Consider the following 13,029-nt stretch of genomic DNA (forward strand, 5'->3'; position numbering starts at 1 on the left):
CGGTCCGAGGAGGGAGCCACCGATGATTCTGCTCCGTCGCCTGCTGGGTGACGTGCTGCGTCGGCAGCGCCAGCGCCAGGGCCGTACTCTGCGCGAAGTCTCCTCGTCCGCCCGAGTCTCACTCGGCTATCTCTCCGAGGTGGAGCGGGGGCAGAAGGAGGCATCCTCCGAGCTGCTCTCCGCGATCTGCGACGCGCTGGACGTACGGATGTCCGAGCTCATGCGGGAAGTGAGCGACGAGCTCGCCCTCGCCGAGCTGGCACAGTCGGCTGCGGCCACCGAACCGGTGCCCGCACCGGTACGTCGCCCGATGCTCAATTCCGTGTCGGTCACCGGCGTGCCACCGGAACGGGTCACGATCAAGGCGCCTACAGAAGCGGTCGACGTCGTCGCCGCCTGACACCCGCGGGCTCACGCTCGTGGGCCGAGGAAGTGTGTGAGAGCCCCGGCCGGGGCTTCTCCGGGGGGACCTGGAGGAGTGCGGCCGGGGTTTTCACGTTGTACGGGTGTCCTCTATGCGTCCATTTGCCGGTATCCGGCGCGGCGGCCATGGTGGAGGGGCAGCTCGGTAGCGGCCGGCGGCCGCCGCCGGATGTCTTGATCGCGATCGATCGTCGTAATCGGAGGATGTGGATGTACGTCGTGAAGAGCCCGCTGTCCGACGCGGACCTGAAGACCGTGGCCGATGCGCTGCAGGGCGCACTGGTCGACCTGGTGGACCTCTCGCTCGTGGCCAAGCAGGTCCACTGGAACGTGGTGGGGCCGCGCTTCCGCTCCATCCACCTCCAGCTCGACGAGGTCGTGGACACCGCCCGGCTGCACTCCGACACCGTGGCCGAGCGCGCCGCGACCCTCGGAGTCCCGCCGGACGGGCGGGCCTCGACCGTGGCCACCAGCTCCGGCATCGATGTGACGCCGGAGGGCTGGGTGCGGGACACCGACGCCGTGAAGACGCTCGTGGACGCGCTGGACGCGGTGATCGCGCGGATGCGTGAGCGGGTCGAGGCCACGGCGGAGCCGGACCCGGTGAGCCAGGACATCTTCATCGGGATCACGGCCGACCTGGAGAAGCATCACTGGATGTTCCAGGCGGAGAACGGGTGACCCTCCGCGGGGCCGCGCCCGGGGCGTGCCCCGGTGGCGCCGGTGTGCCCTGCTCGTGTGCCGGGAAAGCGATCTAGCGTCGGGCTGGAGGTGGCGGCATGGCAGGGCGAATAGCGCGCTGGGGGACCGCACTGGGGCTGGGGGTGCTGTGGTGGTGGAGCGTGCTCAGGCTCGCGCTGGTGCCGGGCGCCGGGATGCTGGAGGGCGCGGTCGCGGCCGGCGGCTGGGGGCTGAGCGTGCTGCCGGTGCACTGCGTGCCGAAGTCCCGGACGGCGCGTGCCGCGAGGCCGGCGCGGGTCGCCGTGGCCGCGCGGCCGGACTCGTGACCGCTACCAGGGCATCGACACGCCGCCGTTGGGGCGCAGGATCTGACCCGTCGTGAACGCCGAGGCGTCGGAGGCCAGATGCAGCACCGCGTGGGCGATGTCCTCCGGTTCGCCGACCCGGCCCAGTGGTGACAGGCGCGCCATGAACGCCTCCGTGTGTGCCTGCGCCTCCCCGTGACGATCGGTCATCGCCGTACGGGTCCAGCCGGGCGCGACCGCGTTGACCCGGATGCCGTGCGGGCCGACCTCGGTGGCCAGCGTCTTCGTCAGCTGCACCACGGCTGCCTTCGCCGCTCCGTAGCAGAACAGCCCGGGGCCGCCGGTGTCGATGGCGCCGGACGCCATCGTGATGACACTGCCCCTGATGCCTTTCGCGATCATCAGGCGGGCGGCTTCCTGGCAGGCGTACCACACGCCCTTGAAGTTGACGTTCAGAACGCGGTCGAGGTCCTCGTCCCGGGTCTCCAGAACCGGGCTGCTGTGCATGATCCCGGCGACCGCGGCCATGACGTCCAGGCGCTCGCAGGACGCGACGGCCTGCTGGACCTGGGCGCGGTCGGAGACGTCGAGCGGGTGCGTGTGGGCCGTGCCGCCCTCGTCCTTGATCTGCACGGCCGTCCGGTCCAGGCCCTGTGCGTCGCGGTCCGCGCAATGGACGGTGGCTCCGGCCCGGGCGAGCAGGAGGGCGGAGGCCCGGCCGATGCCGCTGGCGGCGCCGGTGACGAATGCGGTGCGTCCGGTGAGGTCGTACGCCGTGAGGGGCATGAAGTGACGGTACGAGGGTTTCTGACGGGTCGTCAATTAGTCGTGTGCCGGGGACTTGTACGCAGTCGGCCGGCGCCCGGCGGCGGGGTGGGGCCGGGCTGGCACCTCGGGCACCAGTACGTGGGGCGCTCGCGGGAACCGTCTCCCTGGTCGGCCGACCGGATCGGGGTGCCGCATCGAAGGCAGGGGCGGGGCGTGCGGCCGTACACGAACAGGTTCTGGTCGCGCCGTCCCGTGGTGACGCGGGTGGGGCGGTCGCGGTTGGCCTCCAGCAGCCTCTTGGCGAGGACCGGCAGTTGAGCGGCGCGGTCGGCGGGAAGGTCGCCGACGGGGAGCCAGGGGGTGAGGCCCAGCAGGAAGCACAGCTCGCTCTTGTAGACGTTGCCGATGCCGGCGAGATTGCGCTGGTCCAGCAGGGCCTCACCGAGAGGGCGGGCCGGGTCGCGGAGGAGGTTCGCGAGGGCCTTGTCCGGGTCCCAGTCCGGGCCGAGGAGGTCGGGGCCGAGATGGCCCACCGCCCGCTGCTCCTCGCCGGTGCGGATGAGGTCCAGTACAGGGAGGCGGTAGCCGACGGCCGTGCGGTCGGCGGTACCGAGGACGGCCCGGATCTGGTGCGCGGGGCCACCGCTCCAGCGCTGGCCGGGCGCGTACACCTTCCAGGAGCCGTCCATCCGCAGATGCGAGTGGAGGGTCAGCCCGCCCTCGATCCGGGTGAGGAGGTGCTTTCCGCGCGGGGCGACCTCCAGGACGGCACGGCCGGTGAGGTCGGCGGTGGCGTACCGGGGCACCCGCAGGTCGGAACGGACCAGCACCTTGCCCGCGAGGGCGGTGTGCAGCCTTTTCGCCGCCTGCCAGACGGTGTCTCCTTCGGGCATGGCTCCAGGGTGGCATGCGTCGGGGGGTGGTGGACGGGGGTGCAGTCGTGGGGTGCGGGGGTGCGGGGGTGCGGCGCGCGCGGGGTGTGAGTGTGCGGGTGTGTGGGGTGTGTGGGGTGTGCGTATGGCCCGGGCCGGTGGCGCGTCGCGCGCGGTGGGGCGTGGGTAGGTGGCTCGGGCCGGTGCGCGTGGCCCGTGCCGTGGTGCCGGCGGGCGGCTCGGGCGGGTGGCGCGCGCGAGGTGCCTGCGGGCGGCTCAGGCGCGCAGGCGCAGTCCACGGGGGGTCGCGATGAAGCCCGCTCCTTCCAGGAGGGTGCCGAACGGGGAGGTGAGCGCGGAGGCGCCGTTGACCCGCTCGACCGTCACCGTGCCGAGAGAACCCGCGCGGGCGGCACCGGCGAGCGCCTCGGCGGCACTGAGCAGCCGGGCGTCCTCCATGACCGACGCGTCCGGGTCCGAGGGCCAGGCGAGCAGGGTCTTGCCGCCCCGCTCCATGTAGAGGGCCAGCTCGCCGTCGACGAGGACCACGAGCGAGCCTGCCTTGCGGCCCGGCTTGTGTCCCGCACCGGTCGGGGGCTCGGGCCAGGACAGCGCCGCGCCGTACGCATTGGCCGGGTCGGCGGCCGCCAGCACCACCGCCGGGGAGGCCGCTCGGGTACGGGAGCGGCCACCCTGGAAGCCAGGGCCGCCCGGACGGCCGGTGCCGTCGCCGTAGCCCGATGGGGGGCGGGCGGAACCGTAGGCGCCGCCCGAGCGGGCCGGGAAGGCGGGACCTGCCGAGAACGCGGAGTCGGCGGAGTAGGTGTGATCGCCGTCGGGGCCGTGCTCGTCTGGGAAGCCCGCGACGTCCGGGAAACCGAGGGCGTCCCCGAATCCGGGGTCGCCCGGGAACGCGGGGGTGTTCGCGGAGCCGAGATCGCCGGGGAAGTCGGGGACGGCCGGGAGACCGTCCGGGAAGCCCGGGAATCCGTCCGACATGCCCTGGGCGGACAGGGCCTCGCCCCGGTCCCGGGCGTTCGCCGCCGCGCGCAGGCGGTCCACCGCGCCGTCCATCGCGAATTGGGCCGCGCCGAGTCCCTCGACCACATAGCCGCGCCGGGCCTGGCCGCTGTCCTCGAAGGCGGACAGGATGCGGTACACCGCCGAGAAGCCGCCCTCGACCCCCTCCGCGGCGACGGCACCCCGTGTCACCACGCCGTGCCGGTCGAGCAGGGTGCGGGCCAGGGCATGAGCGCGCACCGTGGCATCCGGTTCGCGCTCGGGGAGCAGCGACCAGCGGCCCGCCACCGTCGGCGGACCGGTCCGGGACTGAGGACGCGCCCCGCCGGTCAGTGAGCCGTAACGCCCGCGCGGGACGGACCGTTTGGCGCGGTGCGCCGTGGACCCCGCGGTGCGGCCGGAGCCCAGGACGGAGCGCATCGGCGCGAGCGTGTCGTTCGTCAGGCGACCGGACCAGGCCAGGTCCCAGAGGGTGTCGGCGAGCTGGGGGTCGGTGGCGTCGGGGTGCGTGGTGGCGCGCACCTGGTCGGCGATCTGGCGGAAGAAGAGGCCATACCCTCCGGACAGGGAGTCCAACACCGACTGGTGGAGCGCCGTCAGCTCCAGCGGGTGCGGGGCCGGCAGGAGCAGCGGGGCGGCGTCGGCCAGATACAGCGAGACCCACCCGTCCTTGCCCGGCAGCGACCCGGCCCCGGCCCACACCACCTCTCCGGCGGCGGTGAGTTCGTCGAGCATCGCGGGGGCGTAACCCGCGACCCGGGAGGGCAGGACGAGCTTCTCCAGCGCGGACGCGGGCACGGACGCGCCCTGCAACTGCTCGACGGCGCGCACCAGTCCGTCGACGCCACGCAGCCCGTGCCCCTGGCCCATGTGCTGCCACTGCGGCAGGAACTGGGCGAGCGCGGCCGGCGGCACCGGCTCCAGCTCGTGACGAAGGGCCGCGAGGGAGCGCCGCCGCAGTCTGCGCAGCACCGCCGCGTCGCACCACTCCTGGCCGATGCCCGCCGGATGGAACTCCCCCTGCACCACACGCCCGCTCGCCGCGAGCCGCTGCAGCGCCCCGTCCGTGACGGCCGTGCCGAGACCGAAGCGGGCCGCGGCCGTCGTGGAGGTGAACGGGCCGTGGGTGCGCGCGTACCGGGCGAGCAGGTCGCCGAGCGGATCCTTGACCGGTTCGGTGAAGGCTTCCGGGACACCGACGGGCAGCGCCGTGCCGAGTGCGTCGCGCAGCCGGCCCGCGTCCTCGATGGCGGCCCAGTGGTCCGCCCCGCCGATCCGCACCCGGATCGCCCGGCGGGCGGCGGTCAACTCGTGGGCCCACTGCGGCTCGGCGCCGCGCTCCGCCAGCTCGCCGTCCGTGAGCGGACCGAGCAGACGCAGCAGGTCGGCGACTCCCTCCACGTCCTTGACGCGGCGGTCCTCCGTCAGCCACTGGAGCTCACGCTCCAACTCGGCCAGGACGTCGGCGTCGAGGAGCTCGCGCAGCTCTGCCTGACCAAGGAGCTCGGCCAGCAGCCGCGAGTCCAGCGACAGGGCGGCGGCGCGCCGCTCGGCCAGCGGGGAGTCCCCCTCGTAGAGGAACTGCGCGACGTACCCGAAGAGCAGGGAGCGGGCGAAGGGGGAGGGCTCGGGTGTGGTGACCTCGACGAGCCGCACCTTGCGGGACTCGATGTCGCCCATCAGTTCCGTGAGGCCCGGCACGTCGAAGACGTCCTGGAGGCACTCGCGGACCGCTTCGAGGACGATCGGGAACGATCCGTACTCGCTTGCCACTTCGAGGAGTTGGGCTGCGCGCTGGCGCTGCTGCCACAGCGGGGTGCGCTTGCCGGGATTGCGGCGCGGCAGCAGCAGCGCGCGGGCGGCGCACTCGCGGAAGCGGGACGCGAACAGCGCGGAGCCGCCCACCTGGTCGGTGACGATCTGGTCGACCTCGCCCTTGTCGAAGGCGACGTCCGCCGCTCCCACGGGCGCCTGCTCCGCGTCGTACTCCGTGCCCGCCTTCGTCGGGGTCTGGTCGAGCAGGTCCAGGCCCATGAGGTCGGCGTCGGGCAGCCGCAGCACGATGCCGTCGTCGGCGTGCATCACCTGGGCGTCCATGCCGTACCGCTCGGAGAGCTTGGCGCCCAGCGCGAGCGCCCAGGGGGCGTGGACCTGGGCCCCGAACGGCGAGTGCACGACGACGCGCCAGTCGCCCAGCTCGTCGCGGAACCGCTCGACGACGATGGTCCGGTCGTCGGGGACGTGACCGCACGCCTCGCGCTGTTCGGCCAGGTACGACAGCACGTTGTCCGCGGCCCAGGCGTCCAGACCGGCGGCGAGCAGCCGCAGCCGCGCGTCCTCCTTGGAGAGCGAGCCCACCTCGCGCAGGAACGCGCCGACCGCGCGGCCCAGTTCGAGGGGACGGCCGAGCTGGTCGCCCTTCCAGAAGGGGAGCCTGCCCGGGACGCCAGGGGCCGGCGACACCAGTACGCGGTCGCGCGTGATGTCCTCGATGCGCCACGAGCTGGTGCCGAGCGTGAAGACGTCGCCGACGCGGGACTCGTAGACCATCTCCTCGTCGAGCTCGCCGACCCGGCCGCCGCCCTTCTTGGGGTCGGACCCGGCGAGGAAGACGCCGAAGAGTCCCCGGTCGGGGATCGTGCCTCCGGAGGTGACGGCGAGGCGCTGGGCGCCGGGCCGTCCGGTGACCGTGCCGGCGACGCGGTCCCACACCACGCGGGGCCTGAGCTCGGCGAACGCGTCGGAGGGATAGCGGCCCGCGAGCATGTCGAGCACCGCGGTGAAGGCCGATTCCGGGAGCGAGGCGAAAGGGGCCGCCCGGCGGACCATGGCGAGCAGGTCGTCGACCTGCCATGTGTCGAGCGCGGTCATGGCGACGAGCTGCTGGGCCAGCACGTCCAGGGGATTGGCGGGCACCCGGAGGGACTCGATGGAACCGGTGCGCATCCGCTCGGTGACGACGGCCGCCTGGACCAGGTCGCCCCGGTACTTGGGGAACACCACACCGGTGGAGACCGCGCCCACCTGATGACCGGCGCGCCCCACGCGCTGCAGGCCGGAGGCCACGGACGGCGGCGACTCCACCTGCACGACGAGGTCGACCGCACCCATGTCGATGCCCAGCTCCAGGCTGGAGGTGGCGACCACGGCCGGCAGACGACCGGCCTTCAGGTCCTCCTCGACGAGGGCCCGCTGCTCCTTGGAGACGGAGCCGTGGTGGGCGCGGGCGATGACGGGCGGGGCACCTTGCGCGGCTCCCGAACCGCCCATCAACTGGGCCGGTGCGTGTGCTTCATCGAGCGGTTCCCCGGTGGCCCTCTCGTACGCGATCTCGTTGAGCCGGTTGCACAGGCGCTCCGCCAGGCGGCGGGAGTTGGCGAACACGATCGTCGAGCGGTGGGACTGGACGAGGTCGGCGATCCGTTCCTCGACGTGCGGCCAGATGGAGGGCTTCTCGGCGCCCTCATTGCCGTCGGCGGCGGGGGAGGCGCCCAGCTCGCCCAAGTCCTCCACCGGGACGACCACGGAGAGATCGAACTCCTTGCCGGACCGCGGCTGGACGATCTCCACCTTGCGGCGGGGCGAGAGGAAGCGCGCCACCTCGTCCACCGGGCGGACCGTGGCCGAGAGGCCGATCCGCCGGGCGGGCTTCGGGAGCAGCTCGTCGAGGCGCTCCAGGGTGAGCGCGAGATGGGCGCCGCGCTTGGTGCCCGCCACCGCGTGGACCTCGTCGAGGATCACCGTCTCGATGCCCGTCAGCGCGTCGCGCGTGGCCGACGTCAGCATCAGGAACAGCGACTCGGGAGTCGTGATCAGAATGTCCGGCGGGCGTGTGGCCAGCGCGCGCCGCTCGGCCGCGGGGGTGTCCCCGGAGCGGATGCCCACCTTGACCTCGGGTTCGGGCAGCCCGAGCCGCACCGACTCCTGCCGGATGCCGGTGAGCGGGCTGCGCAGATTGCGCTCCACGTCGACCGCGAGGGCCTTCAGCGGGGACACGTACAGCACCCGGCAGCGCTTGCGCGGGTCGGCCGGGGGCGGGGTGGAGGCCAGCTGGTCGAGCGCGGCGAGGAAGGCGGCCAGCGTCTTGCCGGAGCCCGTGGGGGCCACGACGAGGACGTCCGAACCCTCGCCGATGGCTGCCCACGCCCCGGCCTGGGCCGCGGTGGGCGCGGAAAAGGCCCCCGTGAACCAGCCGCGGGTCGCGGGGGAGAAGCCGTCGAGGGCTCGGTGTGCGGAGCTGACCATGCGTCCATCCTGCACCCGGCCACTGACAATGTGCCTGACCTGCGGAAATGATCGTCGAGATCGGGAGGCCGCGAGCCGGGGGACCGGGAGGTGGGGGTGATGCCGGCGCGATGCGGGGGTGCGGGCGGCCGGGCGGACCGGCCGCCCGGCCGAGGCCGCGTGGCCCGCCGGCGGCCGCCGGAGCCCGCGATCCGGCCGCCACCGCTGACGGAGAATGGTGGGCATGGCGACATCGGCGGAACGGGCACGGCACTGGCAGTACGCGGAGCTGCCCGGCGTCGACCTGCTCCGCGCGCGCTACGTGGAAAAGATCTTCGTGCGGCACACCCACGAGAACTTCGTCATCGCCGCCATCGCCGACGGCGTGGAGGTCTTCCACCACGGCGGCGCCGACCAGTACGCGGGTCCCGGTTCCCTGGCCCTCGTCAACCCGGACACCGCGCACACCGGCCGCGCCGGCGTACCCGAAGGCTGGCGGTACGGGGCGGTGTACCCGTCGCCGGAGCTGGTCGCCGAGATCGCCGCAGAGACCACGTCCATCCGCGGCACCCCCGGATTCGTCGCCCCGGTGCTCGACGACCCGTACACGGTGGGCCTGGTCCACCAGGTGCTGCGGGCCGCGGAGGAGGGCAACGCGCTCGCCGCGGACACCATGCTGCGCGTCGCGGTGACCCGGCTGCTGCGCCTCAACGGCGGACCGCTGCCCCAGCGGGCCGTACGCTCCGCGGGCGCCCGTACCGCCGCACGCGCGCGTGCCGTGCTGGAGGAGCGGATGGCCGAGCCCCCGACCCTGGAGCGGCTCGCCGCCGATCTCGGGACCAGCCCGTTCGCCCTGCTGCGCGCGTTCCGGGACGCCTACGGCATGCCTCCCCACACCTGGCTGACCGACGCCCGGGTACGCAGGGCGCGGCACCTGCTGGACGCCGGTTCCGCGCCTGCGGAAGCGGCGGTCGCCGTCGGCTTCACGGACCAGCCGCACCTGAACCGGCACTTCAGCCGGATCGTGGGCGTGCCCCCGGGTGCCTACCAGCGCGAGCGCAAGAACGTACAAGACCATCACGGACGCCTGGCCCTACCGTCCGGGGTGTGGCAGAACAGACAGCTCTCGCAGACATACGCAGTGAAGGACGCGGAAAACCCGACGCCGCCGTCGTCCGGGACGCCCTGGGAGTCGGGGTCGCCGTCGGACTGTCAGGTTTCGCCTTCGGGGTGACCTCGGCGGGCAGCGGGCTCACCCTGCTGCAGACCTGCGCGCTCAGTCTCCTGGTGTTCACCGGGGCCTCGCAGTTCGCGCTGGTGGGCGCGCTCGCGGCCGGAGGCAACCCGCTCACGGCCGCCGCGGGCGCCTTCTTCCTCGGGGTCCGCAACGCCTTCTACGGACTGCGTCTGTCGCAGCTGCTGGCCCTCCCGCGCGCGGTGCGTCCCCTCGCCGCCCAGTGGGTCATCGACGAGACCACGGCGGTCGCGCTCGCCCAGCCCACCCGGCGCAGCGTCCGCATCGGCTTCACCGTCACCGGACTCACCCTCTACGTGCTGTGGAACCTGACCACGCTGCTCGGGGCCGTCGGCGCCGAGGCCATCGGCGACACCGACGCCTGGGGGCTGGACGCCGCCGGACCCGCCGTCTTCCTGGCTCTGCTCGCGCCGATGCTGAGGACCGGCACGGAGCGCGCGGTCGCCGGAGCCGCGGTCCTGCTGGGACTGGGCCTGCTGCCCGTGCTGCCCGCCGGAGTGCCCGTCCTGGTGGCGGCGCTCGCCGCGCCGGTGGCTCTCTGGCTGCAGGGGCGCCGCGGGACGAAGACCGCCGACGACGGACCGAGGGAAGAGCGTTGAACATCTGGATCGCCATCGGCGCCACCGCCGTGGGCTGCTACGCCGTCAAGCTCATCGGGCTGCTGGTCCCGGCCGGAGTGCTGGAACGCCCGCTCGTGCAGCGCCTCGCCGCCCTGCTGCCCGTCGCCCTCCTCGCCGCGCTCACCGCCCAGCAGACCTTCGCCGACGGACGCGTCCTCGTCATCGACGCGAAGGCCGCGGGGCTCGCCGCCGCCGCCGTCGCACTGGTCCTGCGGGCGCCCTTCCTGCTCGTGGTCGGCGCCGCCGTCGTGGTGACGGCGGGTGTGCGGGCGCTCACCGGCTGACGCCCCTCTCGCGGAAGCCGCCGGGTGGACGTCCCGGCCGTCAGCCGATGGGCCGGCCGTACGCGCGCAGTGTGCGCAACGCCTCGATGGTCACCATGGGGCGGCACTCCAGGGCCGTGCCGGGCGCCCACTGACGCCAGCGGATCGGCCACCCTCCGTCCGCCTCCTGCTCGTCCGCCAGGTGATCCAGGGAGCGCGACATCTCCTCGTCGGTGAACCACGCGCGCGCGAGCGACTCGGGGGTCTTCGCGTAGTCGTGCGGGAAGTGGTGCTCGCCCGGCGCGTATCCGGACGCGACCGGAAACGCCTCCAGGCGTTCGGGATCCAGCGCCGCGAGCCGATGCTCGCGCACCATCCGGCCCAGCCGGTCGGCGGCGGCCTTCGCGCGGGAGCGGTCGGGCGCGGAGTCCAGGAAGGCGACGGCCGCCTCGATCTCGTAGGGATGCGACTTGTCCAGGGAGTCGACCGCGTGCCAGCAGAAGTCGGTGGCCCGGAACAGCCAGGCGTGCCACACCTCGTTGCGGTGCAGCAAGCCCACCACGGGTCCGGTGGCGAGGAGTTCGCTGGGCGGGTCGTCGACGATCGGCATGAAGGGGGCCGTCGGATAGCCGCGCTGGCCCGGGTGGATCGCCGGCAGGGCGCCGTCCGCCGTGGACACGGAGGTCAGGTAGCGGCACACACGTTCCACGCGCTGTCCGCCGCAGCGCCCGATGGAGTCGAGCACGCGCAGTGCGTGACCGGTGTGCAGTGGCTGGCTGACCGGACCGCGCAGATCGGGTTCGAGCGCGTGACCGTACCCCTCGTCCTCATTGCGGTAGGCGGCCAGCGCGGTCTCCACCGCGTCGGCGTCGCCGCGGAGGAAGTGGTAAGCGAAACGGCGCTGCTCCAGCACGCGCGCGGTGAGCCAGACGAAGTGCTCGGCGCGCGCGAGCGGGGAGTGCGCCGGGGGCGTCGGGGGGAGTGGGGATGCTCCTGTATCGGCCATGCGACAGACCGTAGGACGGAAAGCGGTCTCGGCAAGCGGTCCCGGCTCGGGCCCACTCTCAGGGGCGGGATACTGGAGTCATGCGGTTGACGGTCTTCTGGCAGCGGATGGCGGATCACTTCGGTGCGGGGTACGCCGACACTTTCGCGCGCGATCATGTGATGACGGATCTCGGTGGGCGCACCGTGCACGAGGCGCTGGACGCGGGCTGGGAAGCCAAGGATGTGTGGCGTGTGGTGTGCGCGACCATGAACATTCCGCACGAAAACCGCTGACCGGCCACGAAGATCCGGGGCCGGGTCCCGATTGTCGGTGGCGTGGGCGAGACTTGCTGGGTGGCCCCGACAGACGAGACCGCGCAGGTCGCCCCGCAGGCATCACCGTTCGGCACGACGCCGCCCGACCCGCCCCCGGGCGGAGACGCCGACGCGCGCGGCGGACGCATGCCGCGCTGGCTGCCGCGCGCCATGGTGCTCGCCCTCGCCCTCATCGCCGTCTTCCAGCTGGGCAGTTGGGCCTTCCACCAGCTCACCGGCCTGTTGATCAACATCCTCATCGCGTTCTTCCTGGCGCTCGCCATCGAGCCCGCGGTGAGCTGGATGGCCTCGCACGGCATGCGCCGGGGGCTGGCCACCTTCCTCGTCTTCATCGGGTCGATGATCGTGATAGCCGGGTTCATCACGCTGCTCGGCTCGATGCTCGCGGGCCAGATCATCAAGATGGTCGAGGGCTTCCCCGAGTACCTCGACTCGGTCATCAACTGGATCAACACGCACTTCCACACCGACCTGAGACGGGTGGACATCCAGGACAGCCTGCTCCACTCCGACTGGCTGCGGAAGTACGTGCAGAACAGCGCCACCGGCGTCCTCGACGTGTCCGCGCAGGTGCTGGGCGGCCTCTTCCAGCTGCTGACGATCGCGTTGTTCTCGTTCTACTTCGCCGCCGACGGGCCGCGCCTGCGCCGGGCGCTCTGCTCGGTGCTGCCGCCGGCCCGGCAGGCCGAGGTGCTCCGTGCCTGGGAGATCGCGGTCGACAAGACCGGCGGTTATCTGTACTCGCGCGGCCTGATGGCGCTCGTCTCGGGCATCGCCCACTACATCCTGCTGCAGGCCCTGGGCGTGCCCTACGCACCCGTGCTCGGCGTGTGGGTGGGCCTGGTGTCGCAGTTCATCCCCACCATCGGCACCTATCTCGCGGGCGCCCTGCCCATGCTGATCGCTTTCACGATCAACCCCTGGTACGCGCTGTGGGTGCTCATCTTCGTCGTGGTCTACCAGCAGTTCGAGAACTACGTGCTGCAGCCCAAGCTGACCGCCAAGACCGTGGACATCCATCCCGCGGTCGCCTTCGGGTCGGTCATCGCGGGCACCGCGCTCCTCGGCGCCGTCGGCGCGCTGATCGCCATCCCGGCCGTCGCCACGCTCCAGGCGTTCCTCGGGGCCTACGTGAAGCGGTACGACGTCACGGACGATCCCCGGGTTCACGGGCACCGGACGCGGAGTTCGAGCACCTTCCTCGGGCGGGTGCGGGGCCTGTTCACCCGCTGATGTCCGCCGGGCCGCTCACCGGGGCGCCCGCCCGTGCGGGCG

General features: G+C 73.0%; 12 protein-coding genes. 8 read left to right on the forward strand and 4 right to left on the reverse strand.

The window, feature by feature from the left end; genetic code table 11:
- The first annotated feature begins 22 nt into the window (after positions 1–22).
- From ACSYGO_RS33230 to ACSYGO_RS33240, 3 genes are all read left to right on the forward strand, one after another.
- Positions 23–400: a helix-turn-helix domain-containing protein gene (locus ACSYGO_RS33230; RefSeq protein ID WP_028802355.1), complete on the forward strand. Its 378-nt coding sequence runs from the start codon at positions 23–25 to the stop codon at positions 398–400.
- A gap of 233 nt (positions 401–633) precedes the next feature.
- Positions 634–1,104, forward strand: coding sequence for a Dps family protein (locus ACSYGO_RS33235; protein ID WP_095937037.1), 471 nt, complete (start codon positions 634–636; stop codon positions 1,102–1,104).
- Positions 1,105–1,202: 98 nt separating this feature from the next.
- The gene (locus tag ACSYGO_RS33240) at positions 1,203–1,430 is read left to right on the forward strand and encodes a hypothetical protein (RefSeq protein ID WP_426681052.1); all 228 of its coding nucleotides are present in this window, start codon (positions 1,203–1,205) and stop codon (positions 1,428–1,430) included.
- 3 nt (positions 1,431–1,433) lie between these two features.
- Here ACSYGO_RS33240 and ACSYGO_RS33245 read toward each other — a convergent pair whose 3' ends face one another.
- From ACSYGO_RS33245 to ACSYGO_RS33255, 3 genes are all read right to left on the reverse strand, one after another.
- Entirely contained in the window at positions 1,434–2,195 is a 762-nt protein-coding gene (locus tag ACSYGO_RS33245) for an SDR family NAD(P)-dependent oxidoreductase (RefSeq protein ID WP_460388713.1), read from the reverse strand.
- 32 nt (positions 2,196–2,227) lie between these two features.
- Positions 2,228–3,070, reverse strand: coding sequence for an Fpg/Nei family DNA glycosylase (locus tag ACSYGO_RS33250; RefSeq protein ID WP_460388715.1), 843 nt, complete (start codon positions 3,068–3,070; stop codon positions 2,228–2,230).
- Positions 3,071–3,325: 255 nt separating this feature from the next.
- Positions 3,326–8,314 (reverse strand): ATP-dependent helicase, encoded by a 4,989-nt coding sequence (locus ACSYGO_RS33255; protein WP_460388716.1) that lies wholly within the window; start codon positions 8,312–8,314, stop codon positions 3,326–3,328.
- A 223-nt stretch (positions 8,315–8,537) separates the two neighbouring features.
- On the opposite strand from ACSYGO_RS33255, the gene ACSYGO_RS33260 reads away from it, so the two are divergent.
- From ACSYGO_RS33260 to ACSYGO_RS33270, 3 genes are read left to right on the forward strand one after another with little or no spacing between them, the layout of a single operon-like run.
- Complete coding sequence (locus tag ACSYGO_RS33260) at positions 8,538–9,527, forward strand: AraC family transcriptional regulator (RefSeq protein ID WP_460388718.1); 990 nt, start codon at positions 8,538–8,540, stop codon at positions 9,525–9,527.
- Complete coding sequence (locus tag ACSYGO_RS33265; RefSeq protein WP_426681064.1) at positions 9,428–10,147, forward strand: AzlC family ABC transporter permease; 720 nt, start codon at positions 9,428–9,430, stop codon at positions 10,145–10,147. The genes ACSYGO_RS33260 and ACSYGO_RS33265 overlap by 100 nt, the downstream gene beginning before the upstream one ends.
- Positions 10,144–10,452: an AzlD domain-containing protein gene (locus ACSYGO_RS33270; RefSeq protein WP_426681047.1), complete on the forward strand. Its 309-nt coding sequence runs from the start codon at positions 10,144–10,146 to the stop codon at positions 10,450–10,452. Before ACSYGO_RS33265 ends, ACSYGO_RS33270 begins: the two co-directional genes overlap by 4 nt.
- Before the next feature lie 40 nt (positions 10,453–10,492).
- Here the strand turns inward: ACSYGO_RS33270 and ACSYGO_RS33275 are convergent, their stop codons facing one another.
- Positions 10,493–11,437: a hypothetical protein gene (locus ACSYGO_RS33275; protein WP_460388720.1), complete on the reverse strand. Its 945-nt coding sequence runs from the start codon at positions 11,435–11,437 to the stop codon at positions 10,493–10,495.
- 80 nt (positions 11,438–11,517) lie between these two features.
- Here ACSYGO_RS33275 and ACSYGO_RS33280 point away from each other — a divergent pair, with 80 nt between their 5' ends.
- On the forward strand, positions 11,518–11,712 hold the full coding sequence (locus ACSYGO_RS33280) for a DUF3046 domain-containing protein (protein ID WP_426681045.1): 195 nt from the start codon (positions 11,518–11,520) through the stop codon (positions 11,710–11,712).
- A 60-nt stretch (positions 11,713–11,772) separates the two neighbouring features.
- A complete protein-coding gene (locus tag ACSYGO_RS33285; protein WP_078629182.1) occupies positions 11,773–12,987 on the forward strand; it encodes an AI-2E family transporter in 1,215 nt (404 codons plus the stop codon).
- The last annotated feature ends 42 nt before the right edge of the window (positions 12,988–13,029 follow it).

It is taken from the genome of Streptomyces krungchingensis (genome assembly GCF_054729265.1).

Coding starts and splice junctions, on each gene's coding strand:
- ACSYGO_RS33230 (WP_028802355.1), top strand. CDS start 23: ATGATTCTGCTCCGTCGCCTGCTGGGTGACGTGCTGCGTCGGCAGCGC.
- ACSYGO_RS33235 (WP_095937037.1), top strand. CDS start 634: ATGTACGTCGTGAAGAGCCCGCTGTCCGACGCGGACCTGAAGACCGTG.
- ACSYGO_RS33240 (WP_426681052.1), top strand. CDS start 1,203: ATGGCAGGGCGAATAGCGCGCTGGGGGACCGCACTGGGGCTGGGGGTG.
- ACSYGO_RS33245 (WP_460388713.1), bottom strand. CDS start 2,195: ATGCCCCTCACGGCGTACGACCTCACCGGACGCACCGCATTCGTCACC.
- ACSYGO_RS33250 (WP_460388715.1), bottom strand. CDS start 3,070: ATGCCCGAAGGAGACACCGTCTGGCAGGCGGCGAAAAGGCTGCACACC.
- ACSYGO_RS33255 (WP_460388716.1), bottom strand. CDS start 8,314: ATGGTCAGCTCCGCACACCGAGCCCTCGACGGCTTCTCCCCCGCGACC.
- ACSYGO_RS33260 (WP_460388718.1), top strand. CDS start 8,538: ATGGCGACATCGGCGGAACGGGCACGGCACTGGCAGTACGCGGAGCTG.
- ACSYGO_RS33275 (WP_460388720.1), bottom strand. CDS start 11,437: ATGGCCGATACAGGAGCATCCCCACTCCCCCCGACGCCCCCGGCGCAC.
- ACSYGO_RS33280 (WP_426681045.1), top strand. CDS start 11,518: ATGCGGTTGACGGTCTTCTGGCAGCGGATGGCGGATCACTTCGGTGCG.